The organism is Mycobacterium sp. E3305 (assembly GCF_001666785.1).
Taxonomy (GTDB): Bacteria; Actinomycetota; Actinomycetes; order Mycobacteriales; family Mycobacteriaceae; genus Mycobacterium.
On record NZ_LZJA01000223.1, the window covers coordinates 32,319 to 57,591 of the forward strand.

23 protein-coding genes are annotated in these 25,273 nt (G+C 69.3%); 11 read left to right on the plus strand and 12 right to left on the minus strand.

The features are described from left to right. Positions 1 to 73 precede the first annotated feature (73 nt). Positions 74 to 985 carry a UTP--glucose-1-phosphate uridylyltransferase gene (locus A5701_RS20715; RefSeq protein ID WP_067758098.1) on the minus strand — a complete coding sequence of 304 codons (912 nt, stop codon included), beginning with the start codon at positions 983 to 985 and terminating at the stop codon, positions 74 to 76. 76 nt (positions 986 to 1,061) lie between these two features. On the opposite strand from A5701_RS20715, the gene A5701_RS20720 reads away from it, so the two are divergent. From A5701_RS20720 to mscL, 4 genes are all read left to right on the plus strand, one after another. After that, positions 1,062 to 1,661 (plus strand): 5-formyltetrahydrofolate cyclo-ligase, encoded by a 600-nt coding sequence (locus A5701_RS20720; protein WP_067758101.1) that lies wholly within the window; start codon positions 1,062 to 1,064, stop codon positions 1,659 to 1,661. An 89-nt stretch (positions 1,662 to 1,750) separates the two neighbouring features. After that, positions 1,751 to 2,086: an FmdB family zinc ribbon protein gene (locus tag A5701_RS20725; protein ID WP_067758104.1), complete on the plus strand. Its 336-nt coding sequence runs from the start codon at positions 1,751 to 1,753 to the stop codon at positions 2,084 to 2,086. Positions 2,087 to 2,152: 66 nt separating this feature from the next. Further along, a complete protein-coding gene (locus tag A5701_RS20730; RefSeq protein ID WP_067758107.1) occupies positions 2,153 to 2,818 on the plus strand; it encodes an SAF domain-containing protein in 666 nt (221 codons plus the stop codon). A 66-nt stretch (positions 2,819 to 2,884) separates the two neighbouring features. Next, the gene (gene mscL / locus A5701_RS20735; protein WP_067758110.1) at positions 2,885 to 3,346 is read left to right on the plus strand and encodes a large-conductance mechanosensitive channel protein MscL; all 462 of its coding nucleotides are present in this window, start codon (positions 2,885 to 2,887) and stop codon (positions 3,344 to 3,346) included. A gap of 8 nt (positions 3,347 to 3,354) precedes the next feature. On the opposite strand, the gene A5701_RS20740 is transcribed toward mscL, so the two are convergent. From A5701_RS20740 to rpmF, 5 genes are all read right to left on the minus strand, one after another. After that, on the minus strand, positions 3,355 to 3,912 hold the full coding sequence (locus A5701_RS20740) for a molybdenum cofactor biosynthesis protein B (protein ID WP_055402749.1): 558 nt from the start codon (positions 3,910 to 3,912) through the stop codon (positions 3,355 to 3,357). Continuing rightward, the gene (locus tag A5701_RS20745; protein WP_067758114.1) at positions 3,912 to 5,378 is read right to left on the minus strand and encodes a S1C family serine protease; all 1,467 of its coding nucleotides are present in this window, start codon (positions 5,376 to 5,378) and stop codon (positions 3,912 to 3,914) included. Before A5701_RS20745 ends, A5701_RS20740 begins: the two co-directional genes overlap by 1 nt. Before the next feature lie 79 nt (positions 5,379 to 5,457). Further along, a complete protein-coding gene (locus A5701_RS20750) occupies positions 5,458 to 7,005 on the minus strand; it encodes a HAMP domain-containing sensor histidine kinase (RefSeq protein WP_067758116.1) in 1,548 nt (515 codons plus the stop codon). A gap of 16 nt (positions 7,006 to 7,021) precedes the next feature. Further along, positions 7,022 to 7,711 carry a two-component system response regulator MprA gene (gene mprA, locus A5701_RS20755; RefSeq protein WP_067271149.1) on the minus strand — a complete coding sequence of 230 codons (690 nt, stop codon included), beginning with the start codon at positions 7,709 to 7,711 and terminating at the stop codon, positions 7,022 to 7,024. A 66-nt stretch (positions 7,712 to 7,777) separates the two neighbouring features. Beyond that, positions 7,778 to 7,951 (minus strand): 50S ribosomal protein L32, encoded by a 174-nt coding sequence (gene rpmF, locus A5701_RS20760; protein WP_007168835.1) that lies wholly within the window; start codon positions 7,949 to 7,951, stop codon positions 7,778 to 7,780. Positions 7,952 to 8,240: 289 nt separating this feature from the next. Here rpmF and A5701_RS20765 point away from each other — a divergent pair, with 289 nt between their 5' ends. The 7 genes from A5701_RS20765 to A5701_RS20795 all read left to right on the plus strand — a co-directional run bounded on the left by A5701_RS20765 (position 8,241) and on the right by A5701_RS20795 (position 17,329). Further along, positions 8,241 to 9,950, plus strand: coding sequence for an acyclic terpene utilization AtuA family protein (locus tag A5701_RS20765; RefSeq protein ID WP_067758118.1), 1,710 nt, complete (start codon positions 8,241 to 8,243; stop codon positions 9,948 to 9,950). Next, the gene (locus A5701_RS20770) at positions 9,947 to 11,095 is read left to right on the plus strand and encodes an acyl-CoA dehydrogenase family protein (RefSeq protein ID WP_067758120.1); all 1,149 of its coding nucleotides are present in this window, start codon (positions 9,947 to 9,949) and stop codon (positions 11,093 to 11,095) included. Before A5701_RS20765 ends, A5701_RS20770 begins: the two co-directional genes overlap by 4 nt. A 2-nt stretch (positions 11,096 to 11,097) precedes the next feature. Further along, the gene (locus A5701_RS20775; protein WP_156670188.1) at positions 11,098 to 12,687 is read left to right on the plus strand and encodes an acyl-CoA carboxylase subunit beta; all 1,590 of its coding nucleotides are present in this window, start codon (positions 11,098 to 11,100) and stop codon (positions 12,685 to 12,687) included. Positions 12,688 to 12,692: 5 nt separating this feature from the next. Beyond that, positions 12,693 to 14,675, plus strand: a complete 1,983-nt coding sequence (locus A5701_RS20780) for a biotin carboxylase N-terminal domain-containing protein (RefSeq protein ID WP_067758124.1) — start codon at positions 12,693 to 12,695, stop codon at positions 14,673 to 14,675. Beyond that, positions 14,672 to 15,838 carry an acyl-CoA dehydrogenase family protein gene (locus A5701_RS20785; protein WP_067758127.1) on the plus strand — a complete coding sequence of 389 codons (1,167 nt, stop codon included), beginning with the start codon at positions 14,672 to 14,674 and terminating at the stop codon, positions 15,836 to 15,838. Before A5701_RS20780 ends, A5701_RS20785 begins: the two co-directional genes overlap by 4 nt. Further along, a complete protein-coding gene (locus A5701_RS20790; RefSeq protein WP_067758129.1) occupies positions 15,838 to 16,620 on the plus strand; it encodes an enoyl-CoA hydratase family protein in 783 nt (260 codons plus the stop codon). The genes A5701_RS20785 and A5701_RS20790 overlap by 1 nt, the downstream gene beginning before the upstream one ends. A 106-nt stretch (positions 16,621 to 16,726) precedes the next feature. Continuing rightward, positions 16,727 to 17,329, plus strand: coding sequence for a DUF1707 domain-containing protein (locus tag A5701_RS20795; RefSeq protein WP_067758132.1), 603 nt, complete (start codon positions 16,727 to 16,729; stop codon positions 17,327 to 17,329). A gap of 2 nt (positions 17,330 to 17,331) precedes the next feature. Here the strand turns inward: A5701_RS20795 and A5701_RS20800 are convergent, their stop codons facing one another. The 6 genes from A5701_RS20800 to A5701_RS20825 are packed head-to-tail and all read right to left on the minus strand — an operon-like array spanning position 17,332 to position 25,268. Continuing rightward, positions 17,332 to 18,180, minus strand: coding sequence for an aldo/keto reductase (locus A5701_RS20800; protein WP_067758135.1), 849 nt, complete (start codon positions 18,178 to 18,180; stop codon positions 17,332 to 17,334). A gap of 60 nt (positions 18,181 to 18,240) precedes the next feature. Next, the gene (locus tag A5701_RS20805) at positions 18,241 to 20,229 is read right to left on the minus strand and encodes a VWA domain-containing protein (RefSeq protein ID WP_067758138.1); all 1,989 of its coding nucleotides are present in this window, start codon (positions 20,227 to 20,229) and stop codon (positions 18,241 to 18,243) included. After that, positions 20,222 to 21,604, minus strand: a complete 1,383-nt coding sequence (locus A5701_RS20810) for an ATP-binding protein (protein ID WP_067758140.1) — start codon at positions 21,602 to 21,604, stop codon at positions 20,222 to 20,224. The genes A5701_RS20805 and A5701_RS20810 overlap by 8 nt, the downstream gene beginning before the upstream one ends. Before the next feature lie 44 nt (positions 21,605 to 21,648). Continuing rightward, positions 21,649 to 23,232: a bifunctional phosphoribosylaminoimidazolecarboxamide formyltransferase/IMP cyclohydrolase gene (purH, locus tag A5701_RS20815; RefSeq protein ID WP_067758143.1), complete on the minus strand. Its 1,584-nt coding sequence runs from the start codon at positions 23,230 to 23,232 to the stop codon at positions 21,649 to 21,651. Then, complete coding sequence (gene purN, locus A5701_RS20820; RefSeq protein ID WP_067758200.1) at positions 23,229 to 23,876, minus strand: phosphoribosylglycinamide formyltransferase; 648 nt, start codon at positions 23,874 to 23,876, stop codon at positions 23,229 to 23,231. Before purN ends, purH begins: the two co-directional genes overlap by 4 nt. Positions 23,877 to 23,897: 21 nt before the next feature. Then, a complete protein-coding gene (locus A5701_RS20825; protein WP_067758146.1) occupies positions 23,898 to 25,268 on the minus strand; it encodes a DUF6350 family protein in 1,371 nt (456 codons plus the stop codon). Positions 25,269 to 25,273: the final 5 nt, after the last annotated feature.

The following is a 25,273-nucleotide window of genomic DNA, read 5'->3' on the forward strand; positions in this document are numbered from 1 at the left end:
CCTCTGATGCCCCTGGCGGGCACCGCCCTCATCAGCCCTACGGGCGCCGTCGTGGGCCGGGCGTATCGGCCGGCTACTTCTCGGCCAGGCCTAACCGCGCCACCAACCATCGCCGCAAATCCGGGCCGTAGTCGTCACGATCCAATGCAAAGTCAACCGCAGCCTTGAGGTAGCCGCCGGGATTTCCCAAGTCGTGTCGAGATCCGCGATGCACGACGACATGCACGGGGTGGCCCTCCGCGATGAGCAACGCGATCGCATCCGTGAGCTGCACCTCGCCGCCCACCCCGCGGTGGACGCGGCGCAACGCGTCGAAGATGGCCCGGTCGAGCACGTAGCGGCCCGCGGCGGCGAAAAGCGATGGGGCGTCCTCTTGCTTGGGCTTCTCCACCATGCCGTTGACCTTCAGCACGTCCGGGTTGTCGTCACCGGGCACCGGCTCGACGTCGAAAACCCCGTACGCGCTGACCTCGTCGGGCGCCACCTCGATCGCGCACAACACGGTGCCGCCGTATTGCGCCCGCACCTTCGACATCGTTTCGAGGACGCCGGTCGGCAGCACCAGGTCGTCGGGCAGCAGCACCATCACGGCGTCGTCGTCCGACGTCAGGGTGGGCTCCACGCAGCCGATGGCGTGGCCCAGGCCGAGCGGCTCGGCCTGCACGACGGACTCGACCTTGATCAGCTGCGGCGCGCGCCGCACCTTGTCGAGCATCGCCTTCTTGCCGCGCGCCTCCAGCGTTCCCTCGAGGACCAGGTCCTCGACGAAGTGGGCGACGACGCCGTCCTTGCCCTCGGAGGTGATGATCACCAGGCGGTCGGCGCCCGCCTCGGCCGCCTCGGCGGCCACCAGCTCGATGCCAGGGGTGTCGACGACCGGCAGCAGCTCCTTGGGCACCGTTTTCGTCGCGGGCAGGAAGCGGGTACCAAGACCGGCAGCGGGCACGATCGCCGTGTGTGGGACCACCACTTTTGGGCTTGACATTGTTCACACGATAACCCGACAGCGGTTTGCCGAGTCGATGTGGCGCGGCCAAAGATCCGGCTGCAATGGTTGAGGCATGGCGACCACCGGTAAGGCCGCGTTGCGGGCCCAGTTGCAGGCGGCCCGCCGCCGCGTTGCCGACGAGGTGCGGGCCGAGGAGGCCCGGATGCTGAGCGGGCGGATCGAGGCCCTGAAAAGCATCATGAGCAGCGGTGACACCGTGTGCGCGTACGTGCCGGTGGGCGCCGAGCCCGGGTCGATAGACATGCTCGACGTGTTGCTGCGGCGGCCCGGACGCGTGTTACTGCCGGTTGCGCGCACGGCCGCCGACGGCGCGGCGCTGCCATTGCGCTGGGGCGAATATCGGCCCGGCACACTGACGTCCGCGCGGTGGGGGTTGCTGGAGCCGCCGGAACCCTGGTTTCCGGCCTCGGCCATCGCCGAGGCGAGCCTGATCCTGGTGCCGGCGTTGGCCGTCGACCGCTTTGGGGCCCGGTTGGGCCGCGGTCGTGGCTTCTACGATCGCTCCCTGGGCGGCCGGGGTCCCCACGCGCGGCTGATCGCGGTGGTGCGCGACGCGGAGTTGGTAGACCGGTTGCCCGCCGAGCCGCACGACATCCCGATGACGGACGCCCTCACGCCCAGGCGGGGACTAGTCGCGCTCGGTCGCGGGTAACAGATCGGGAATGAGTGACGTCACGTGGCGGTTCTAGCACTTGAGACGCTAGAGTGCTAACAGGCTTTTGCAACCATCCGGAGGTTTTCGTGCCGACTTACAGCTATCAGTGCACCGAGTGCGACGATCGCTTCGACATCGTGCAGGCCTTCACCGACGACGCGCTGACCACCTGCAAGCGCTGCTCCGGGCGGCTGCGCAAGCTCTTCAACTCCGTCGGAGTGGTGTTCAAGGGCAGCGGCTTCTACCGCACCGACAGCCGCGAGTCCGGCAAGAAGTCCGCGAGCTCGACCAACGGATCCTCGTCGAGCGACTCCGGCTCGAACGGCGCATCAAGCGAAAAGTCCGGATCGACCGAGAAGTCCGGTCCGAGCGAGAAGGCGACCAGCAGCTCCGCGGCGTCCACCGCGTCCGCCTCGAGCTGACGGGTTATCCACAACCGTTGCGCCGACGACGTTCGGCGCTGACCCCCATGCGCCTACCGTTGCGGCGTGGGCGAGTCGTCACTGAACCCAAGCCCGTTCGACCGCCTTTTGCTGCTGCGTCCCGATTGGACACGTACGGTGCTGGCGCGGCGGATCGCGGCGGGCGGGCTTGTCGTGTTGGCCGGCGTGGCGGCGCTGCGCTCCAACCCGGCGGGTGACTACGCCGAGGTGGTGGTCGCCGATCACGACCTGCGGCCCGGCGCCGCGTTGACGCCCGCGGATGTCCACCTCGAAAAGCGTTTGGCCGCAACCGTTCCCGATGGCTCACTGGCCGACGTGAGCGCGGTGGCCGGGTCGACGCTGGCCGGTCCGACGCGGCGCGGCGAGGTGCTCACCGATGTCCGGTTGCTCGGCAGCCGGCTCGCCGAGTCGACCGCGGGACCCGGTGCCCGCATCGTGCCGCTGCGCCTGGCCGACAGCGCCCTGATCGACCTTGTCCGCGTCGGCGACGTCGTCGACGTGCTGGCCGCACCGGCGACCGCGGGGCCGGAGCCGGCCCAGGCCACCCCCAAGGTGGTGGCCACCGACGCCGTCGTGGTGCTCGTGTCGGCCAAGCCGAAGGTCCAGGCCGCGGACGGTGACCGCGTAGTGTTGGTTGCGCTGCCGGCTCGCGTGGCGAACACGGTGGCGGGCTCGGCGCTGGGTCAGGCGGTGACCCTCACCCTGCACTGAGTGCCTCGCCGTCGTTGGCCCCGCAGCTGACAGCAAACTCTGTCCAATCCCAGGAAGGACATCTGAATGTTCAAAGGGTTCAAGGAGTTTCTCTCGCGGGGCAACATCATCGACCTGGCCACCGCGGTGGTCATCGGTACCGCCTTCACCGCGCTGGTCACCCAATTCACCGACAGCATCATCAAGCCGCTGATCAACCGCGTCGGTGTCAACGAGAAGTCGAATCTCGGCATCCTGCGGATCGGCATCGGCGGCGGCCAGACCATCGACCTCAACAACGTGCTGTCGGCCGCCATCAACTTCGTCATCATCGCGGCCGTCGTCTATTTCCTGGTCGTGCTGCCGTACACGACCCTGCGCAGGCGCGGGGAGGTCGAGCAGGCCGACGACGCCCAGATCGTTCTGCTGACGGAGATCCGCGACCTCCTGGCGCAGACCAACGTCGACTCGTCCGGTCGGCACGGCGGCGCTGCCACCACCACGACGCCCCCGCCGGAGCACGGACCGCGCGCCGACGCCGAGGCGTAGGGCCCCGGCTAGATCTCCAGGCTCGACAATTGCCCGATGATCTGTGCGGCGAGGGGATTCAGCGTCGCCATCCCGTCGCGCACCGCATAGCGGGAACCGGCGAGGTTCACCACCAACGTGCTCCCGGACACGCCGGCCAGGCCGCGTGACAATCCGGCGTCGGTGATGCCCGCGGAGAGCCCCGAGGCGCGAATGGCTTCGGCGATGCCGAGGATCTCGCGGTCCAGGATCTCGCGGGTGGCTTCGGGGGTGACGTCGCGTGGGGTGACGCCCGTCCCGCCGACCGAGACCACCAGGTCCACCCCGCCGATCACCGCGGTGTTGAGCGCGTTGCGGATCTCGACCTCGTCGGCCGCGACCGCGACCACACCGTCGACGACGAACCCCGCCTCCGTGAGCAGCTCGGTGACCAGCGGCCCGCTGTGGTCCTCATCCCCGTGGGCGGTGCGATCGTCGACCACCACGACCAGGGCCCGGCCAACCACCAACTCCGCACCCGTTTCCATGGGTGCCACCGTATAACCGAGCTCGGACAATCCGGCCGCCGAGGGTTCTTCGACTCGCATTACTGATCCGCCTTCCCCAGAGTCACCGGCACGGTACGGCTGCCACCACCAGCGGGATCCTGGAAGGTCAGCGAAATCTTGTCACCGGGCGCCTTCGACCGCACGGCGGCGACCAAGGCGTCGGCGCTGTTGATCGGGCGGTCGTCGACCTTGGTGACGATCACGTTCTTGGGCACTCCGGCGGTCGAGGCCGCCCCGCCCGGCACCACGTCGACGACCTTGGCGCCCGGGGAACCCTTGTCGTTGGTCACCTGCACGCCGAGCGACGCATGGGATGCCTTGCCGCTGCTGATCAGCTCGTCGGCGATGCGCTTGGCCTGATCGACCGGAATGGCGAAGCCGAGGCCGATCGATCCGCTCTGGGCGTCCGGCGAGTCCGCACCCAGGGTGGCGATCGCCGAGTTCACGCCGACCAGCTGGCCATTCATGTTGACCAGCGCGCCGCCGGAGTTACCCGGGTTGATGGCGGCGTCGGTCTGGATGGCGTCCAGCACGGTGTTCTGGTTGCCCGACTCACCGGTGGTGGACACCGGCCGGTTCAGCGCGCTGACGATGCCGGTGGTGACCGTGCCCGACAGACCCAGCGGCGACCCGATGGCCACCACCGGTTGGCCGACGCGCAGGTCCGACGAGGAGCCCAGGGAGATCGGGGTCAGGCCGGACATGCCCTGCACCCGGATCACCGCGATGTCGCTGGTGGGGTCGGCACCGACGACCGTGAACGGCGCGGTGCGGCCGTCGGCGAAGGTCACCGTCGTCTTCGGAGCAGGCCCGGCGGGACCGCCGGGCGGACCACCGGGGGGCGCACCGGGAACCACGGGCGCTTTCGGCGGCCCCGCGGCCGCCGCGACCACGTGATTGTTGGTCAGGATGAGCCCGTCGGCGGAAAGGATGATGCCGGAGCCCTCCTCGGACTGGCGGCCCAGATCCGTCTCCAGCATGACGACACTGGGCACCACCTTGGAGGCGACCTGTTCGACGCTGCCCGGCGGCATGTTGGCCGCCGGGACGCTGGGTGCGCCGATGACGGTGTGCCCATTGCTGGTGGTCGAATGCGTCCCAAGCTCGACGGCCGTCGCCGCGGCGCCGCCGATGCCGGCCGAAACCACCGCGATGGTAAGCGCACCGACAGTCAAAAGCCCTGCGCGGGAACGTTTTTGGGGACCCGGCGGCATCGGCGGCAGCATGCCGGGAATCGGGCCCGTGCCGGTGGCCCCGGGGACCGGGCCTACCCCGGTCCCGCCGGGGATCCGCCCGGGACCGGTGCCGCTGAACGGGTCATACGGCTGGCGGAACTGGTTGGTCTGCGATTGATGCCGCCAGTCGAACGGCTGGCCGTACGGTTGGGCGTGCCCCTGGCCGTAAGCAGAGGTCCCCGGGTGGCTCGGGGTGGGCGCAGGCTGATTCGGCGCAGGGTGGTACCCCGGCTGCTGCGGCGGTGGCGAATACCTCGGGTCATTCGTCATAGCGCTAGGTCGCTCTTCCTCTATCTCAGTATTCGGCTCGTCGGTTCGACAGGGCTCTTCAACAGTAGTGGCTGCACACCTACGTTGCCCGGGCGGACTGAGAGTCCACTGAGATAACGTTCGCGGGTTCCCGAGAGTTCGACTGGCCGGTCATCCGAACCGCGGGTTCGGTGACGGATTCTTCGCCGGCGGCCGCGGCAGACGACGCCGGATAGGCCGAGGGCGGCATCGGCCGGCCGGGCAGCAGCACGTAGAACGAGGTCCCGGGCGGCTGTCCGCCCGGCACGGTGTCCTCGACGCGGAGCAATCCACCGTGATTCAGCACGACCTTCTTGACGATCGCCAGCCCGAGCCCCGAACCGGGCATGGCGCGCGCGGTCGTCGACCGGTAGAAGCGCTCGAACACCAGCCGCCGTTCGTGCGGCGGGATGCCCGGGCCTTGATCGGAGACCACCAACTCGGCGTGCGACGGGTCGAGTTGCCGCATGGTGATGCCCACGTGACCGCCCGGCGGGCTCCACTTGGCCGCGTTGTCCAACAGGTTCAGCACGGCGCGCGACAGGCCCGCCGCGTCGCCGTACATCTGCCAGGGGGTTACGTCGACGTCGAAGTGAATGTCGTTGCGGCGCCGCCTGACCCGCTCCAGACTGCGGTCGATGACCTCGGACATGTCGACCGGTTCGTGCACCACCTGGCCGGCGTCGTCGCGGGTGAGGTCCACGAGATCACCCACCAGCGTGGACAGTTCCTCGATCTGCGCCAACACGTCGGCGCGGAGCTCGACCATCTCCTGCTCGGGCAGCCGCGGCGCCCCCGGTTCCATGGAGGCCATCAGCAGCTCGACGTTGGTGCGCAACGACGTCAGCGGGGTGCGCAGTTCGTGCCCCGCGTCGGTGACCAGCCGCGCCTGACGCTCGCGGGACTCGGCCAGCGCGCGCAGCATCAAGTTGAAAGCCTCGGTGAGCCTGGCCAATTCGTCGCTACCGAACACCGGGATCGGCCGCAGGTCGTCGGTGCGCGCCACCCGTTCGGTCGCCTCGGTCAGGCGGGCCACCGGGCGCAGCCCCGCCCGCGTGACCATGCCGCCCGCGACCGCGGCGACCGCGACGCCGATGCCGCCGACGATCAGCAGCACCCAGCGCAGCTTGGTCATCACGGCCTCGGTCGGCTTGAGGCTCTTGGAGATCAGCAGCGAGCAGCCATTGGGCAAGTGAATGGCCAGGACTCGTTGGTCGGACGCGGTGCGCCGGGACATGAACAGATCACCGCGGATCACCGCCTTTTCCGGCGCGCCGACCGGCAGCGTCTGACCCGGCTGTTGCGCCGTGTAGATCGAGTGGCCCGGGTTCACCAGCATCGCGTTGACATCCGAATACGCGGTGCCCTCGATGGCCTTGCCGGGATCGGCGGCCAGTGAGCCGCTGGCGATCAGCAGCTGAGCCCGGCTCTGCAACTGGTTGTCGATATCGCTATACAGCGCAGCCGAAATCACCGCGTACACGGCGAACGCCATCAGCACGACGACCATGGCCACCATCGACATCGCAAGCAGCATGACGCGCCACCGCAGGGACAACGAACTGGTGGCGCGCAGCGGCACGCGCTGGGGCCGTTGGTACCTGATCATCGCGGGATGTGACTCGTCACGGCGGCGTCTCCCGAAGGACATAGCCCACGCCGCGCACCGTGTGGATCAGCCGTGGCTCGCCGTCGGCCTCGGTCTTGCGGCGCAGATAGCCGACGTAGACCTCCAGCGCGTTGCCGGAAGTGGGAAAGTCGAAGCCCCACACCTCTTCCAGGATCCGGCTGCGGGTGAGTACGCGGCGCGGATTGGCGATCAACATTTCCAGCAAGGCGAATTCCGTGCGCGTAAGGCTGATTTGGCGCTGCCCGCGGGTGACTTCGCGGGTCACCGGGTCCAGCGTCAGGTCGGAGAACTGCATGGCCACCGATTCGGCGTCGTCGTCGTCCGGCTTGGTCCGGCGCAGCAGCGCCCGCATGCGGGCCAGCAGTTCCTCGAGCGCGAACGGCTTGGGGAGGTAGTCATCCGCGCCGGCGTCGAGCCCGGCGACGCGCTCGGAGACCGAATCACGGGCGGTGAGCACCAGGATGGGTAGGTCGTCGCCGGTGCTGCGGAGCTGACGGCAGACCTCGAGCCCGTCCAGCCGCGGCATCATCACGTCGAGCACGAGCGCGTCGGGCCGGTCGCTGGCGATCATCTCGAGCGCCTCCAGCCCGTCATGGGCCAACTCGACCGAGTAGCCATTGAAGGAAAGCGATCGGCGCAGCGACTCACGCACTGCGCGATCGTCGTCGACGACCAGTATCCGCACGGGCCTAGTGTCGTCCCGACGCCTGAGAGCCGGCTGAGAGGCGCGCCGGGTATTTGCCGAGATTAACTAACGCCGGTCCAGGTCGATCAGACCGAGGCGGGCCGCCTTGAGCAGCCGGCGGGGCACCTTGTGCTTCTGGCCGGCGACCGTCACACCGACGAGTTCGGTCTTGGTGGCCTTCCACTGCGCGCGACGGCTACGGGTGTTCGCGCGCGACATCCTGCGCTTGGGTACGGCCATGGTCGGGCCTAACTCCTCGTGTCGGGGGCTTGTCGCGCGGCGTGGCCGGTGCGGCCGAACGTGCGACGATTGCTCCCAGGATAGTCGGTGGCCTGCCGGGCACCAAAACGAAGCCCTCTGGCGCCGAGATGGCCGTGGCGGTCGTGATCCGGGCGCCGTCCACGACCGTGGCGGCAATCTCGACGTCGGAGGCGAGGGGCGTCCTTGACGTGACACTGGCGCGACCCGCTAACCTACCGGTTGGTTGGTTGGTTTGCGCTCACCGGTGAAACGCAGATTGGAGGACTGCATGGCCTCAGCTCCTGGTCGTGACGCGGTCCGGATCGCGAACTGCTCCGGGTTCTACGGCGACCGGCTGTCGGCGATGCGCGAGATGCTCACCGGCGGCGACGTGGACTACCTCACCGGCGATTACCTGGCCGAATTGACCATGCTGATCCTGGGCCGCGACCGGATGAAGCACCCCGAGCGCGGCTACGCCAAGACGTTTCTGATCCAGCTCGAGGACTGTCTCGGGGAGGCCCGCGATCGGGGTGTGCGCATCGTCGCCAACGCCGGCGGACTCAACCCGGCGGGGCTGGCCGCCGCGATACGCGTCCTGGCCGAGCGCCTCGGCATTCCCGCGCGGGTCGCCCACGTCGAAGGCGACGACCTGCTGGCGCGCGCCGCCGACCTCGGGCTGGGCAGCCCGCTGACCGCGAACGCCTACCTGGGCGCGTGGGGCATCGTCGACTGCCTGGGCGACGGCGCCGACGTGGTCGTCACCGGCCGGGTCACCGACGCCTCGGTGATCGTCGGAGCCGCCGCCGCGCACTTCGGCTGGGGCCGCACCGACTACGACCGGCTGGCCGGCGCGGTGGTCGCCGGCCACGTCATCGAGTGCGGCGTGCACGCCACCGGCGGCAACTACTCCTTCTTCACGGAGGTCGCGGACCTGACCCACGCCGGCTTCCCGCTGGCCGAGGTGCACCCCGACGGCTCCTCGGTGATCACCAAGCACGCCGGCACCGGCGGGCTGGTGAGCGTCGACACCGTCACCGCGCAATTGCTGTACGAGATCACCGGCGCCCGCTACGCCAACCCCGACGTCACCGCGCGGATGGACACCGTCGAGCTGTCCCCCGACGGCCCCGACCGGGTGCGCATCCACGGCGTGCGCGGCGAACCGCCGCCGCCCACCTACAAGGTGTCGCTGAACAGCATCGGCGGATTCCGCAACTCCATGACCTTCGTGCTGACCGGTCTCGACATCGAGGCCAAGGCGGACCTGGTGCGCCGGCAGCTCGACGCCGCGCTGACCGTCAAGCCCGCGGAGCTGCAGTGGTCGCTGGCCCGCACCGACCACCCCGACGCCGACACCGAGGAAGCCGCCAGCGCGCTGCTGCACTGCGTGGTCCGCGACCCCGACCCCGCCAACGTCGGGCGCCAGTTCTCCTCGGCCGCCGTGGAATTGGCTCTCGCCAGCTATCCGGGCTTTCACGTGACCGCCCCACCGGGCGACGGTCAGGTCTACGGCGTGTTCACCGCCGGCTACGTCGACGCCAAGGAGGTGCCCCACGTCGCGGTGCACGCCGACGGCACCCGGGTGGAAATCGACTGCGCCACCGAGACTTTGGAGCTCGCGCCCGCCGAGCCCCCACCCCTGCCGGAGCCGCTGCCCGACGGCCCGACCCGCCGGGTGCCGCTGGGCCGCATCGCCGGCGCCCGCAGCGGCGACAAGGGCGGCTCGGCCAACGTCGGGGTCTGGGTTCGCACCGACGAGCAATGGCGGTGGCTCGCCAACACGCTGACCGTCGAGCTGCTCAAGGAGCTGCTGCCCGAGGCCGCGGAGTTCGTCGTCACCCGCCACTTGCTGCCCAACCTGCGCGCGGTCAACTTCGTCATCGACGGCATCCTGGGCCAGGGCGTCGCCTACCAGGCGCGGTTCGACCCGCAGGCCAAGGGATTGGGCGAATGGTTGCGCGGCCGCCACGTCGACATCCCCGAAAGGTTGTTATGACTCTGTGGACGACGCCGGAGCGCGAAGAGCTGCGAAAGACGGTGCGCTCCTTCACCGAACGCGAAATCCTGCCCCACGCAGACGAGTGGGAGCGCGTCGGGGAGCTGCCGCGTGAGCTGCACCGTCGCGCCGGGGCGGCCGGCCTGCTGGGGGCGAACTTTCCCGAGGCGGTCGGCGGGGGTGGCGGCGACGGCGCCGACGCGGTGATCATCTGTGAGGAGGTGCATCAGGCCGGCGCCCCGGGAGGCGTGTTCGCGTCGTTGTTCACCTGCGGCATCGCGGTGCCACACATGATCGCCTCCGGCGACCAGCGGCTGATTGAGGAGTTCGTCCGGCCGACGCTGGCCGGCGACAAGATCGGTGCGCTGGCGATCACCGAGCCCGGCGGCGGTTCCGACGTCGGGCACCTGCGAACGTCGGCGGTGCGCGACGGTGATCACTACGTGGTCAACGGCGCCAAGACCTACATCACCTCCGGGGTGCGCGCCGACTACGTCGTCACCGCGGTGCGCACGGGCGGTCCGGGCGCCGCGGGCGTTTCGCTGCTGGTGGTCGAAAAGGGAACGCCGGGCTTCGAGGTGAGCCGCAAGCTGGCCAAGATGGGGTGGCGGTCCTCCGATACCGCCGAACTGTCCTTCGTCGACGCCCGAGTTCCGGCGGCCAACCTCGTCGGCGCCGAGAACAGTGGATTCCTGCAGATCGCGCAGGCCTTCGTCGCGGAACGGATCGGCCTTGCCGCGCAGGCGTATTCGAGCGCCCAACGGTGCCTGGACCTGGCGGTGCAGTGGTGCCACGACCGCGAAACCTTCGGTCGGCCGCTGAGCTCCCGGCAGTCGGTGCAGAACACGCTGGCCGAGATGGCCCGGCGCATCGACGTCGCGCGGGTCTACTCCCGCCACGTGGTCGAGCGACAGCTGGCCGGCGAGACGAATCTGATCGCCGAGGTGTGTTTCGCCAAGAACACCGCCGTCGAGGCGGGCGAATGGGTGGCCAACCAGGCCGTCCAGCTGTTCGGCGGGATGGGCTACATGGCCGAATCCGAAGTCGAACGCCAATACCGCGACATGCGGATCCTCGGCATCGGTGGCGGCACCACCGAAATCCTGACCGCACTGGCCGCGAAAACGCTTGGATACCAATCATGACCGTGCTGCAGTCCACGCTGGACCCGCAATCCGCCGCCTACACCGACGCGGCGTCGACGGCGACTTCCCGGCTCGAGGAGATCGACGCCGAGCTCGCCAAAGCGCTTGCGGGTGGCGGGCCCAAGTACGTCGAGCGCCACCACGGCCGAGGCAAGCTGACCGCCCGGGAACGCATCGAGCTGCTCGTCGACCCCGATTCCCCCTTCCTCGAGCTCAGCCCGCTGGCGGCCTACGGCAGCGCGTTCACCGTCGGCGCCAGCACCGTCACCGGCATCGGAGTGGTGTCCGGCGTGGAATGCCTGATCGTCGCCAACGACCCGACCGTCAAGGGCGGCACCAGCAACCCGTGGACGCTGAAGAAGATCTTGCGGGCCAACCAGATCGCGTTCGAAAACCGGCTGCCGGTCATCTCGCTGGTGGAATCGGGCGGGGCGGACCTGCCCACCCAGAAGGAGATCTTCATCCCCGGCGGGCGGATGTTCCGCGACCTCACCCGCCTGTCGGCGGCCGGCATCCCCACCATCGCCCTGGTCTTCGGCAACTCGACCGCCGGCGGCGCCTACATTCCCGGCATGTCCGACCACGTGGTGATGATCAAGGAGCGGTCGAAGGTGTTCCTGGCCGGTCCCCCACTGGTCAAGATGGCCACCGGCGAGGAGTCCGACGACGAGTCGTTGGGCGGCGCCGAAATGCATTCCCGCGTCTCCGGTTTGGGGGATTACTTCGCCGTCGACGAGCTCGACGCCATCCGCATCGGGCGCCGCATCGTCGCCCGGCTGAACTGGCGCAAAGGGGGCCCCGCGCCCGGGCCGGTCGCGGATCCGTTGTTCGACGCCGAGGAGCTGATCGGCATCGTGCCCGCGGACCTGCGTATCCCGTTCGACCCCCGCGAGGTGATCGCCCGCATCGTCGACGGCTCCGAATTCGACGAATTCAAGGCCATGTACGGGTCGTCGCTGGTGACCGGGTGGGCCCGGCTGCACGGCTATCCGCTGGGCATCCTGGCCAACGCGCGCGGCGTGCTCTTCAGCGAGGAGTCACAGAAGGCTACCCAATTCATCCAGCTGGCCAATCGCTCCAACACCCCGCTGTTGTTCCTGCACAACACCACCGGCTACATGGTGGGCAAAGACTACGAGGAGGGCGGGATGATCAAGCACGGCTCGATGATGATCAACGCCGTCTCCAACTCGACCGTCCCGCACATCTCGCTGTTGATCGGCGCCTCCTACGGCGCGGGCCACTACGGCATGTGCGGCCGCGCCTACGACCCCGGGTTCCTGTTCGCCTGGCCCAGCGCGAAATCCGCGGTGATGGGCGGCGCTCAGCTTGCCGGCGTCTTGTCGATCGTGGCGCGGGCCGCCGCCGAAGCGCGGGGTCAGCAGGTCGACGAGGAGGCGGACGCCGCGATGCGGGCCGCCGTCGAGGGGCAGATCGAGGCCGAGTCGCTGCCGTTGGTCCTGTCCGGGATGCTCTACGACGACGGGGTGATCGACCCGCGCGACACCCGCACCGTCTTGGGAATGTGTTTGTCCGCCATTGCCAATGGCCCGATCAAGGGGACGTCGAACTTCGGCGTCTTCCGGATGTGAGCCCCATGGTTACTCGAGTGCTGGTCGCCAACCGCGGCGAGATCGCCCGGCGGGTCTTCGCCACCTGCCGGCGGCTGGGCCTGGGCACCGTCGCCGTCTACACGGACCCCGACGCCGACGCGCCCCATGTCGCCGAGGCCGACGCCCGGGTGCGGCTGGCCAAGACCAACGACTACCTCAACGCCGAAGCGATCATCGCGGCCGCCCGCGCCGCGGGCGCCGACGCTGTGCATCCGGGGTACGGGTTCCTCTCGGAGAACGCCGATTTCGCGGCGACCGTGCGGGGCGCGGGCCTGATGTGGATCGGACCGCCGGTCGATGCGGTGCGGGCCATGGGTTCCAAGATCGAGTCCAAGAAGCTGATGGCCGCCGCCGGCGTTCCGGTGCTCGACGAGCTCGACCCCGAGACGGTGACCCAGGCGCAGCTTCCGGTGCTGGTCAAGGCCTCCGCCGGCGGTGGCGGCCGCGGGATGCGGGTGGTGCGCGAATTGTCCGCTCTCGCAGGCGAAGTGGAAGCGGCCCGCCGTGAGGCGCAGTCCGCGTTCGGCGACCCGACCGTGTTCTGCGAGCGCTACCTGCCCACTGGGCACCACATCGAGGTTCAGGTCATGGCTGACACGCATGGCACGGTCTGGGCCGTCGGAGAACGGGAATGCTCGATTCAGCGCCGGCACCAGAAGATCATCGAGGAGGCCCCCTCTCCCCTGGTCGAGCGCACCCCTGCCATGCGGGCCAGGCTCTTCGACGCGGCCCGGCTCGCCGCCGGGGCGATCGGATACACGGGCGCCGGAACCGTCGAATTCCTCGCCGACGATGACGGCGAGTTCTACTTCCTGGAGATGAACACCCGGCTGCAGGTCGAGCATCCGGTGACCGAGGAGACCACCGGGCTCGACCTCGTCGAACTGCAGATCGCCGTCGCCAACGGCGATCGCCTCGACGCCGAACCACCCGCCGCGCAAGGGCATTCGATCGAGGCCCGCCTCTACGCCGAGGATCCCGCCCAGGGCTGGCAGCCGCAGGCGGGCCGCGTGCACCGCATCGACGTGCCGGCGGTCCAGTCGCAATTCCGCACGCTTGGGCACCGAACGGGCATCCGCCTCGATTCGGGCGTCGTCGCCGGATCCACGGTGTCCATTCACTACGACCCGATGCTGGCCAAGGTCATCTCGTACGCGCCGACGCGCCGGCAAGCGGCGCTGGTGCTCGCCGATGCGCTCGCCCGCACCCGGTTGCACGGCCTGCGCACCAACCGCGAGCTGCTGGTCAACGTGCTGCGCCACCCCGCATTTCTCGACGGCGCCACCGACACCGCGTTTTTCGACACGCACGGACTGCAGGAACTCTCGGCGCCGCTCGCCGGTGGCGACACCGTCCGGTTGTCGGCGATCGCCGCCGCGCTCGCCGACGCCGCGCGCAACCGCGCGGGGGCCCCCGTCCTGGGATCGCTGCCCAGCGGCTGGCGCAACCTGGCCTCCGGCTACCAGGTGAAGAGTTACCGCGACGCCGACGGCGGCGAGCACCAGGTCGAATACCGTTTCGGCAGATCGGGATTGCTGTTGGCGCACGACGAGCAGGTGCGGCTGGTCTCGGCCACGCCGGGCGAGGTCGTGCTGGCTGACGGCTCCGGGGTGGCTTGCGGCTTTACGGTCGCTCGATACGGTGACGGCGTCTACATCGACTCGGCGCGGGGGCCCGTCCGCCTGGTCGCGCTGTCGCGCTTCCCGGAGCCCGGCTCGGCCGTCGAACAGGGTTCGCTGGTCGCGCCCATGCCAGGGAACGTGATCCGGATCGGCGCCGCGGTCGGCGACGCCGTCAATGCCGGGCAGGCTTTGATCTGGCTCGAGGCCATGAAGATGGAACACACCATCACCGCGCCGACCGACGGCGTCCTCGCCGAACTCAACGTCCAGACCGGCCAGCAAGTCGAGGTGGGCACCGTGTTGGCGCGCGTCGAGGCGCCGCAAGCAGAAGGAGATCCAGCATGACCGACACCAGCTTCATTGAAAGCGAAGAGCGGCAGGCCCTGCGTAAGTCGGTGGCCGCCTGGGCCGCCAACTACGGCAGCGAGTACTACCTGAAAAAGGCCCGGGCGCACGAACACACCGACGAATTGTGGTCGGAGGCGGGCAAGCTCGGCTTCCTCGGGGTGAACCTGCCCGAAGAGTACGGCGGCGGCGGCGCCGGCATGTACGAGCTGTCCCTGGTGATGGAGGAGATGGCGGCGGCGGGCAGCGCGCTGCTCCTGATGGTCGTCTCGCCGGCCATCAACGGCACGATCATCAGCAAGTTCGGCACCGAGGAGCAGAAGAAACGCTGGATTCCCGGCATCGCCGACGGCACCCTGACGATGGCCTTCGCGATCACCGAGCCCGACGCGGGCTCCAACTCGCACAAGATCACCACCACCGCCCGGCGCGACGGCGGCGACTGGATCCTCAAGGGTCAGAAGGTCTACATCTCGGGCATCGACCAGGCGCAGGCCGTCCTGGTGGTGGGCCGCACCGAGGAGGCTAAGACCGGAAAGCTGCGGCCGGCCCTGTTCGTGGTGCCCACCGATGCCCCCGGATTCACCTATACGCCAATCGAAATGGAGCTGATCAGCCCCGAACGGCAGTTCCAGGTCTTCCTCGACGATGTCCGGCTGCCGGCGGACGCGCTGGTCGGTTCCGAGGACGCCGCGATCGCGCAGCTGTTCGCGGGCCTGAACCCCGAGCGGATCATGGGCGCCGCCAGCTCGGTCGGGATGGGACGGTTCGCTCTGGAGAAGGCCGCCGACTACGTCAAGACCCGGCAGGTGTGGGGCACGCCGATCGGCGCACACCAAGGACTGTCGCACCCGTTGGCGCAGTGCCACATCGAGGTGCAACTGGCCAAGCTGATGATGCAGAAGGCCGCCGCGCTGTACGACAGCGGCGACGACGCGGGTGCGGCGGAGGCGGCCAACATGGCCAAATACGCTGCCGCCGAGGCGGCTACGCGCTCGGTCGACCAGGCCGTGCAATCGATGGGCGGCAACGGGCTGACCAAGGAGTACGGCGTGGCCGCCATGCTCGCCTCGGCCAGGCTCGGGCGGATCGCCCCCGTCAGCCGCGAGATGGTGCTCAATTTCGTCGCGCAGACCTCGCTGGGCCTGCCCCGGTCGTACTGATGGAAACGCTGGTCGACTACGCCGGTCCGGCCGATACCGGCGGACCGTTCGCGCGGCTGACGCTGGACTCGCCCCACAACCGCAACGCGCTGTCGACCACGCTCGTCGAGCAGCTGCATCAGGGCTTGCGTGACGCCGCGACGGACCCCGCCGCGCGCGCGGTGGTGCTGGGGCATACCGGCAACACGTTCTGCGCGGGCGCGGACCTCAGTGCGGCCGGCTCGGGGGACGACCCCTTCGAGATGGCCGTCGCCCGGGCCCGCGAGATGACCGCGGTGATGCGGGCCATCGTCTCCTCGGCCCTGCCGGTGATCGCCGCGATCAACGGGCACGTCCGCGCGGGCGGGTTCGGACTCGTCGGCGCGTGCGATATCGCCGTCGCCGGACCGCGCAGCACCTTCGCCCTGACCGAGGCCCGGATCGGCGTCGCCCCCGCGGTCATCTCGCTCACGCTGCTGCCGAAGCTGGCGCCGCGCGCGGCGGCGCGCTACTACCTGACCGGCGAGACTTTCGGGGCCGACGAAGCGGCGGCGATCGGGCTGATCACGATGGCCGCCGACGACGTCGACGCGGCGGTGGCTGCGCTGCTCGCCGACGTGGGCCGCGGTTCGCCCCAGGGGCTGGCCGCCTCCAAGGCGTTGACCACGGCTGCGGTGCTGGAAGGGTTCGACCGCGACGCCGAGCGCCTCGCCGAAGAATCGGCCCGGCTCTTCGTGTCCGACGAAGCGCGCGAGGGCATGCTGGCGTTCCTGCAAAAGCGCCCCCCGAGCTGGGCAAGTTAGCCAGGTGTCAAACAAAGGCGGCCGGGCAAGCCTGCCGGCGCGGCGCAAGGTTGCAGTTTGACCAATCGTCTTGCACCAAGACCCGGACGTCGTAGGCTCGTGGGTAATGAGCAACTCTGCGCAACGCGACGCGAAGGACACGCGCGACGAATCGTCGCGCGCGGCCGACACTGATCGCATCCAGCTCGCACAGTTGCTGGCGTATGCGGCCGAGCAGGGCCGGCTGCAGATGAAGGACTACGAAGACCGCCTGACCAGGGCGTACGCGGCGACCACGTACGAGGAGCTGGACCAGCTGCGGGCGGATCTGCCGGGCTCACAGATCAACCTGCGCCGCGGTGCCAAGCCGAACCCGGCGCCGTCCACGCTGCTGCTGGCCCTGTTGAGCGGCTTCGAACGGCGCGGCCGGTGGAACGTGCCCAAGAAGCTCACCACCTTCGCCTTCTGGGGCAACGGCGTGGTGGATCTGCGTTACGCCGACTTCACGTCGACAGAGGTCGACATCCACGCGATGTCGATCATGGGGGCGACGAAGATTTTGCTGCCGCCCGAAGTGAACGTCGAGATCCACGGCCGCGGCGTCATGGGCAACTTCGACCGCAGCGTCCTCGGCCAGGGCACCCCGGGCGCACCCAAGGTGAACATCCGCGGCTTCTCGCTGTGGGGCGCTGTCGGCATCATTCGCAAGGCCCGCCGGCCGCGCGATTAGCGTCAGCCGGGCACGTAGTCGAACTTGTCGGGGTTGGGCCCGTTCCTGCCGGCTTCACCCTTGTCCAGGGCCGAGATCGCGTCCATGTCGGAGTCGTCCAGCTCGAAGTCGAAAAGCTCGAAGTTCTCCTGGACCCGCTCCGGCGTCACCGACTTGGGGAACACGATGTCGCCGCGCTGAATGTGCCAGCGCAACACCACCTGCGCCGCTGATTTGCCGCGCGCCGCGGCGATGCGGTTGATCACCGCGTCGTCGAGCACCTTGCCCTGAGCGATCGGCGCCCACGCCTCGGTGGCGATGCCGTGCTCGCGCCCGTACGACCGAACCTCCGTGTTACCGAAGTACGGATGAAGCTCGATCTGGTTGACCGACGGGACGGTGTCGGTTTCTTCGGCGAGCCGCTGAAGGTGTGCGACTTGAAAATTCGACACGCCGATGCTGCGGGCGCGCCCGTCGCGGGCGAACTCTTCGAGGACCTTCCAGGTCGAGACGAAGTCACCGTCGTAAAGAGTGGGCAGCGGCCAGTGAATGAGAAACAGGTCGACGTAGTCGGAATCCAGAGCCTGCAGTGTCCGGTCGAAGGCGCGGCGCGCGTCGTCGGCTTTGTGAAAGCCGTTGTTGAGCTTGCTGGTGACGAACACGTCGGCGCGGTCGAGACCGGCGTCGCGGATGCCTTGCGCCACTTGCTTTTCGTTGCCGTACATCTCGGCGGTGTCGATGTGCCGGTAGCCGATCTCCAGCGCGGTCTTGACCGCCGCCGCCGTCTCGTCGGGCTTGATCTGAAAAACGCCGAAGCCGAGCTGCGGAATGCGCACACCGTCGTTCAGTTCGATCGTGGGAACCTTGCTCATGCATCTCCTCCTTCTCCGGTCCATGTACCCGGTCGGGCGCGCACCTATCCCCGCGAGGGGCTAGCGGCGGCGAGACCGGAGGTAGTCGCCCACCACGGCCGCGCCCAGGCCGTCGAGATCGGGGACCACGACGCGTCCCTCGACGCGCCGGGCGACCTGGTCGATGAAGCGGGCCAGGCCGGGGTCGCTGCCCAACCGGAAGATGGTGATCTGCGCGCCGAGGCGGGCCATGTCGTCGAACCCGCGCACCGTGTGCGCGATGGTCCGCGGGTGCGGCGGGTAATCGAAGAACACGGTCGTGCCGTCGCCGTCGAAGTCCTCCAGGTGGGCGGTGGGCTCACCGTCGGTCACCACCAGCACGACGGGCTGCGCGTTGGGATGCCGCCGCAGGTGCCGACCGGCCAGCGCCAGAGCGTGATGCAGGTTGGTGCCCTGCTCGTAGACGCCCTCGAGGCCGGTGAGCTCGGCGGCCGTCACCGTCCGGGCGTATCGGCCGAATGCGATGATCTGTAAGGCGTCCGAGCGAAATCGGGTGCACACCAGGTGATTCAGCGCCAGCGCCGTCTGCTTCATCGGCAGCCAGCGATTCTCCATCACCATCGAGAACGAGGTGTCCACCAGCAGCGCCACCGCGGCCTGGGTGCGCGTCTCGGTCTCGGAGACCTCGACGTCGTCGACGGTGATGTTCAGCGACCCGGTGGTGTCCAGGCTGGCCGTTCCCGCCTGCCGCAGCACCGCGTTGGTGAGCGTGCGCGAGATGTTCCACGGCTCGGTGTCGCCGAACTGCCACGGCCGGGTGGCGCCGGTGAGCTCACCTGCCGCGCCCGCGCGCCGGTGGTCCCGCTCGCCGCGTCGCCCGGAAAGCTGTTGCGCCACATCGCGTAGCGCGGTCTCACCGAGCCTGCGCATGGCCTTCGGCGAGAGCCGCCACTGGCCGTCGGAACCCCGGTCCAGAAAGCCCTGATTGACAAGTGCGCGTTCCAATTCGGCCAGCGTGCGCGCGTCCACGGCGGCCTGGTCGCCGAGTTGGCGTGCCAGCGCATCGAGATCGACGTCGTCCATGGTGGCACCGGGATAACTCTGCGAGAGCTGCTCGGCCAGCTGCTCGAGCTCGGCGATGTCCGAAATCGCCTGGGTGCCTTCCCCCATCCCGAACGGGTTGTCGCCGGAGAACTGTTCGGATCCCGTCCAGTCCTCCCCCGGCCGGGCAGCCTGCAGATGCGCGTCCAGCCGGTTCAGAGCCTGCATCAGCGACGGGGAGCCGAATGCCTGCTGCGCCAACGCATCCAGTTCGGCACGCTGGTCCGGGCTCAGGCTGTTGCGGAAGCGCTGCGCGGCCGCGGCGCGCTTGGCCAGCGAGTCCAGCAGCTCGTCGACATTGCGGGGGTTCTCCGGGAAGAACTCGCCGTGTTTGTCCATGAAGTCCTGGAAATCCTGCTGGGTGTCCTCGCCGCGGGCATGCTTGTCCAGCAGGTCGTTGAGATCGTTCAGCATGTCGTTGACCCGCTGACGGTCCTCGTCGGTGGCGCCCTCGAGCGCCTCCTTCATGCCTGCGAAACGCTGATCCAGCATTTCGCGGCCGAGCAAATCCTTGATCTGGTCGTACTTTTCGCGCGCCTCGTTGCTGCGCCAGTTGTAGTCGGAGAGCTCTTGAACGGCCTTGGCCGGCGACGACGGCAGGGCGTCGAGCTGCAGTTCACCGAACCGGGCGTCGTCGTCGAGCGCGCGCGCCAGCTCCTTGCGCTCTGCCAGCACCGCCTCATCGAGCAGCTTCTTGATCTCCTGCAGCGTGCCGTCCAAGTTGTTGCGGCGCAACAACTCCCGCCGGCGCCGGTTCGCCTCGGCGGCCAGCCGGTCGGCGCCGGGTGTGTTCTTGGTGCCGCGGCGCAGCAGCTCGGACAGCGCGCGGCGCGGCGACGTGCCCGCCATCACGTCCTGCCCGATCTGCTCGAGGGCCTCGCGCAGATCCACCGGCGGGGCCAGCGGGTCCGGCCCGCCGGTGTACGCCGAATAGCGCGACGAATGCCCCCTCGAGACGGGTTTAGCCATAGACGGTTTGGCCCTCCCCGGACACCTTGTCGATCCTCTTGGCCAAATACAACGCTTCCAGGGCGAGCTCCAGTGCCGCGGCGCGCTCACCCTCGGACTGGGCGTTGACCTTGGCGGCGATCTTGTCGACCACCGGCAACGTGGGAACCGCGGCCAGCACGTCCTTGGCCGACACTCGCTCGCCGGTCGTGACCGCCGAACCGCCCTCGACCGCGGAAACCAAGGACCCGACGTCGATGCCGCCGAGCACCCGCGACGCGGTGTCGGCCGTCGCCCGGCGCAGCAGGTGCTCGAGCACCGCCTGCTCGCGGCCCTCCTCACCGGACTCGAATTCCAGCTTGCCGCGCAGCACGTCGATCACCGTGCCGAGGTCGACCACGCGGGCCACCGGATCCGTCTCCCCCAGCACCGCGCCGCGGTGCCGGGCGGCGGCGGCCACGGTCTCGGCCGCGGCGATCGCGAACCGCGCCGACACCCCGGAGCGTTGGTCGACCGAGTTGGATTCCCGCAGATACCGGGCGAACCGGGCGATCACCTGCATCAGGTAGTCGGGGACCTGCGCGGACAGATGCGCCTCCTGGACGATGACGCCGACCTCGGCGTCGAGCTCCAGCGGGTAGTGCGTGCGGATCTCCGCGCCGAACCGGTCCTTGAGCGGGGTGATGATGCGGCCGCGGTTGGTGTAGTCCTCGGGGTTGGCGCTGGCGACCACCAACACGTCCAGCGGCAGGCGCAGGGTGTACCCGCGCACCTGAATGTCGCGCTCCTCCATGACGTTGAGCATCGACACCTGGATGCGCTCGGCGAGGTCGGGCAGCTCGTTGACCGCGACGATGCCGCGGTGTGCGCGCGGGATCAGGCCGTAGGCGATGGTCTCGGGGTCTCCCAGGCTGCGGCCCTCGGCGACCTTGATCGGGTCGATGTCACCGACCAGGTCGGCGACGCTGGTGTCGGGGGTGGCCAGCTTCTCGGTGTAGCGCTCGCTGCGGTGCCGCCACTCGATCGGCAGGTCGTCGCCCAGGGTCGCGGCCTTGCGGATGGACTCCGGCGTGATCGGCGAATAGGGATGCTCGCCCAATTCGGCCCCGGCGATCACCGGCGTCCACTCGTCGAGCAGGCCGACCAGGGCGCGCAGGAGCCGCGTCTTGCCCTGACCGCGTTCGCCGAGCAGGACGAAGTCGTGCCCGGCGATGAGCGCCCGCTCCAGCTGCGGCAGGACGGTGTCGTCGAAACCCAGGATGCCCGGCCAGACCTCGTCACCCTCGGCCAACGCGGTCAGCAGGTTTTCCCGAATTTCCTGTTTGACTCCCCGTTCGCGATGGCCGGCGGCGCGCAGCTCACCGACGGTGCGGGGCAGATTGCTGGGTGATGGCACCTCTCCACGCTACGCGTTGCGTGAATGCCCCACGCGCTGAGCGTTCAGTGGGCGAAGTGGCGGGCGCCGGTGAGGTACAGCGTGACGCCGGCGTTGGCTGCCGCGGCGGTCACCTCGTCGTCGCGGACCGAGCCGCCGGGGTGCACGATCGCCCTGACCCCGGCGGCGGTCAGCGTCTCGAGTCCGTCGGGGAAGGGGAAGAACGCGTCCGACGCGGCCACCGCGCCGCGGACGCGGTCGCCGCCCCGCTCGACGGCGAGCCGGGCGGCGTCCACCCGGTTCACCTGTCCCATGCCGACACCGATGGTCGCGCCGCCGCCGGCGATCACGATGGCGTTGGACTTGACCGCGCGGCACGCCCGCCAGGCGAAGACCAGGTCGGTCAGCGTGGCCGGGTCGGCGGGCGATCCCGTCGCCAGCGTCCAGTTCGCGGGATTGTCGCCGTGCGCGTCGAGCTCGTCACGTTGCTGGACCAGCAGCCCACCGCTGATCGGCCGCAGCTCCGTGCCGCCGGTCAGCGGCTCGGAGGCCACGAGCACCCGGATGTTCTTCTTCCGCGTCAGGGCTTCCAGCGCCTCCGGCGCGTAGGCCGGGGCGACGATCACCTCGGTGAAGATGGTGCTCACGTACTCGGCCATCTCGAGGCTGACCTCGGTGTTGGCCGCGATGACCCCGCCGAAGGCGCTCAGCGGATCGCATTCGTGGGCCTTGCGATGCGCGTCGGCCACCGATTCCGCCGAGATCGCGATCCCACAGGGGTTGGCGTGCTTGATGATCGCGACACAGGTCTGTTCGTGGTCGAAGGCGGCCCGCCAGGCCGTGTCCGCGTCGGTGAAGTTGTTGTACGACATCTCTTTTCCGTGCAGCTGCTCGGCCTGCGCCAGCCCCGGCCAGGCGCCGGGGTCGGCGTAGAGCGCCGCCTGCTGATGCGGGTTCTCGCCGTAGCGCAGCATCGTCGATCGGGTCCAGCTGCGCCCCAACCACTTGGGGAACGCGGTCGGCGGGTGTTCGGGCGCCAGCGTCGACTCCATCCAGCCCGCGACGGCGATGTCATACTCCGCGGTGTGCTGAAAAGCGAGCGCCGCCAGCTTTTTCCGCTCCGCAAGGGTGAAGCCGCCGTGCCGCACCGCGGCGAGCACGCCGTCGTAACCGCGCGGGTCGACGACCACCGCCACGCTGGGATGGTTTTTCGCGGCCGCGCGGACCATCGACGGCCCGCCGATGTCGATCTGCTCGACGCACTCGTCGATGCTGGCGCCGGAATCGACCGTCTCGCTGAACGGATACAGGTTGACGACGACGAGTTCGAAGGCGGCGACACCGAGTTCCTCGAGCGCCGCGGCGTGCTCGGGTTTGCGGAGGTCGGCGAGCAGGCCGGCGTGCACCCGGGGGTGCAGCGTCTTGACCCGGCCGTCGAGCACCTCGGGAAAGCCGGTCAGCTCCTCCACCCGGGTGACCGGAATGCCTTTGTCGGCAATGGTCTTCGCCGTCGATCCGGTCGAGACGATCTCGACGCCCGCGTCCGTCAGGCCCCGGGCGAGGTCGACCAGGCCGGTCTTGTCGTAGACGCTGATCAACGCGCGGCGGATCGGCCTTTTCGCCGTCTCCGGCCAGTCGTCGGTGCTCATCGTGTGGTCGCCTTTCGTCCGATCGACGCTGTTCTTCCGACCAGGGTCAGGCCTCCGGTCGCGATCTCGGCCACCACGTCCACCAGGAGCTTCCGTTCGGTGACCTTGATGCGTTCATGCAGGGTCTCTTCGCTGTCGCCGTCGAGCACCGGCACGGATTGCTGGGCCAAGATCGGCCCGGTGTCCGTCCCGGCGTCCACCAGATGCACCGTACAACCCGTGACCTTGACGCCGTAGGCCAACGCGTCGGCCACTCCGTGCGCACCCGGGAACGCCGGCAACAACGCCGGATGGGTGTTGATGATCCGTCCATAGAAGCGCGAAAGGAACTGTGGTCCAAGTATTTTCATGAAGCCCGCCGACACGACCAAGTCGGGTGAGTGCGCGGCGGTGGCTTCGGTGATGGCCGCGTCCCAGGCGGCGCGGCCGGGATGGTCGCCGAGCCGGGCGGTGAAGGTCGGCAGCGCCGCCCGCGCGGCGATCTCGGTGGCCAGGCAGTCGCGATCGGCGCCGACGGCGACCACGCGGGCCGGGTACTCGCCGACGGCGGCATCGAGCAGCGAGCTCAGCAGTGATCCGGTGCCCGATGCCAGCACCACCACCCGTGCCGGCGCACTCGGGGGCACATGGAGCGGTTCGGCCACAAGCACAGAGCCTAGTGGCAGCTACTCGCCGGACTCGCGGTCGGTCGCGCTCGGCTCCGCGTCGTCGGGCGGCGGGGCGCCGACGTCGTCGCCCAGCGATGCGTCGTCGTCGCTGACCGGTGCGCCAGGCCCGTCGACGTCGTCGTGGTCGGGAGGTCCGACCGGCGGCTCGTCGTCGGCGTCGGCGTCCGGCTCTTCAAAGACCTCGGCAAAGTCCGCCGGTTCTTCCGCGGCGGCCGGCGCGGGCCTGGGCCGGCGGGGCCGGGCCCTGACGCCGCCGCTCATCACCAGCGTGATGCCGCCGACGACCGAGAACCAGAAGAACACCCCGATCAACAAGGCGCCCTGGTCGACGCCGACATCGCCGAAGTTGCCCAGCCGCCCGCTGCCGCCGTATGCGAGCAGGCACATCGCCAACGCGCCGACGGCCGACGCGACCAGGAGCTTGCCCATCGCCGGGATCAGCGGCAGCGCGCGACGGGCGCATTGCTGCCCGACCACCACCCCGGACGAGGCGCCGATGATGAGCAGGGCGACCCACACCGGCCCGAGCGGCGGCCTGGGGGCCGCGGCCAGGATCGGCAGCGCCGGGATGTCGCCCCCGAAGACGGTGAACGAACTGAACGTCGCGAAGCCGAGGTGAGCGCTGGACCCGACCGCCATCGCTGACGTGCCGACGATGACGTTCGGCGCGTACAACATCGACAGCACGGTGAGGCTGAACTGGCCGAATATCGATTCGGTGATCCCGTAGAGGTCCTGCATCGTCGCCCAATGCACCACCAGCGAGGCGGCGGTGACCAAGCCGGAGAGCCCGAATAACGCCAGCACGCCGGCGGACGCGGCGCGCAGGGCGTCGCCCAGCCACAGCGGCAGCGGCGACGCCGCCAAGGCCCGTCGTCCCACCCGCGACCACACGCCGAACGCGGCACCGATGGCGTGCACCACCAGAACGCTGGCGAACGCGCGCAGGGCGCTGGGCGTTTGCAGCTCGGTGATCACCGACGACGCGTCGTGGATGACCGCCAAGGCGATCGCGGCGATCAGCAGGGGACCCCCGAGGGCCGACGCGACGACCCAGCGGATCACCAGCCACGAGGAATACGGCGACGTGGCGCGGGCCGTGCTGCGCGCGGTGGCCCAGATCATCAACAGCACCGGCAGCAGCGGCATCACGCCCAGTTCGCGGCCGCCGATCGAAATCGGCACCTGGTGGACGCCGAGCCACATGCTCGCGATCGCGCCCAACGCGCCGGTCATGTCGCTGTTGGCGATCAACAACTGCAACAGCGTGACCGCGGCGATGACGACCAGGGCCACCACCGCAGGGCCGAATGCGACCCGGACAAGGTCACGAGCCTGGCGAGCGCCCGCCGGCCGGTTGTTTTCCACCCGTG

What these genes read in the sequence shown, in the direction of transcription:
- A5701_RS20715 (WP_067758098.1), bottom strand. Translation starts at nt 985, where the DNA reads ATGTCAAGCCCAAAAGTGGTGGTCCCACACACGGCGATCGTGCCCGCT.
- A5701_RS20720 (WP_067758101.1), top strand. Translation starts at nt 1,062, where the DNA reads ATGGCGACCACCGGTAAGGCCGCGTTGCGGGCCCAGTTGCAGGCGGCC.
- mscL (WP_067758110.1), top strand. Translation starts at nt 2,885, where the DNA reads ATGTTCAAAGGGTTCAAGGAGTTTCTCTCGCGGGGCAACATCATCGAC.
- A5701_RS20740 (WP_055402749.1), bottom strand. Translation starts at nt 3,912, where the DNA reads ATGCGAGTCGAAGAACCCTCGGCGGCCGGATTGTCCGAGCTCGGTTAT.
- A5701_RS20745 (WP_067758114.1), bottom strand. Translation starts at nt 5,378, where the DNA reads ATGACGAATGACCCGAGGTATTCGCCACCGCCGCAGCAGCCGGGGTAC.
- A5701_RS20750 (WP_067758116.1), bottom strand. Translation starts at nt 7,005, where the DNA reads ATGATCAGGTACCAACGGCCCCAGCGCGTGCCGCTGCGCGCCACCAGT.
- rpmF (WP_007168835.1), bottom strand. Translation starts at nt 7,951, where the DNA reads ATGGCCGTACCCAAGCGCAGGATGTCGCGCGCGAACACCCGTAGCCGT.
- A5701_RS20765 (WP_067758118.1), top strand. Translation starts at nt 8,241, where the DNA reads ATGGCCTCAGCTCCTGGTCGTGACGCGGTCCGGATCGCGAACTGCTCC.
- A5701_RS20770 (WP_067758120.1), top strand. Translation starts at nt 9,947, where the DNA reads ATGACTCTGTGGACGACGCCGGAGCGCGAAGAGCTGCGAAAGACGGTG.
- A5701_RS20780 (WP_067758124.1), top strand. Translation starts at nt 12,693, where the DNA reads ATGGTTACTCGAGTGCTGGTCGCCAACCGCGGCGAGATCGCCCGGCGG.
- A5701_RS20785 (WP_067758127.1), top strand. Translation starts at nt 14,672, where the DNA reads ATGACCGACACCAGCTTCATTGAAAGCGAAGAGCGGCAGGCCCTGCGT.
- A5701_RS20790 (WP_067758129.1), top strand. Translation starts at nt 15,838, where the DNA reads ATGGAAACGCTGGTCGACTACGCCGGTCCGGCCGATACCGGCGGACCG.
- A5701_RS20795 (WP_067758132.1), top strand. Translation starts at nt 16,727, where the DNA reads ATGAGCAACTCTGCGCAACGCGACGCGAAGGACACGCGCGACGAATCG.
- A5701_RS20800 (WP_067758135.1), bottom strand. Translation starts at nt 18,180, where the DNA reads ATGAGCAAGGTTCCCACGATCGAACTGAACGACGGTGTGCGCATTCCG.
- A5701_RS20805 (WP_067758138.1), bottom strand. Translation starts at nt 20,229, where the DNA reads ATGGCTAAACCCGTCTCGAGGGGGCATTCGTCGCGCTATTCGGCGTAC.
- purH (WP_067758143.1), bottom strand. Translation starts at nt 23,232, where the DNA reads ATGAGCACCGACGACTGGCCGGAGACGGCGAAAAGGCCGATCCGCCGC.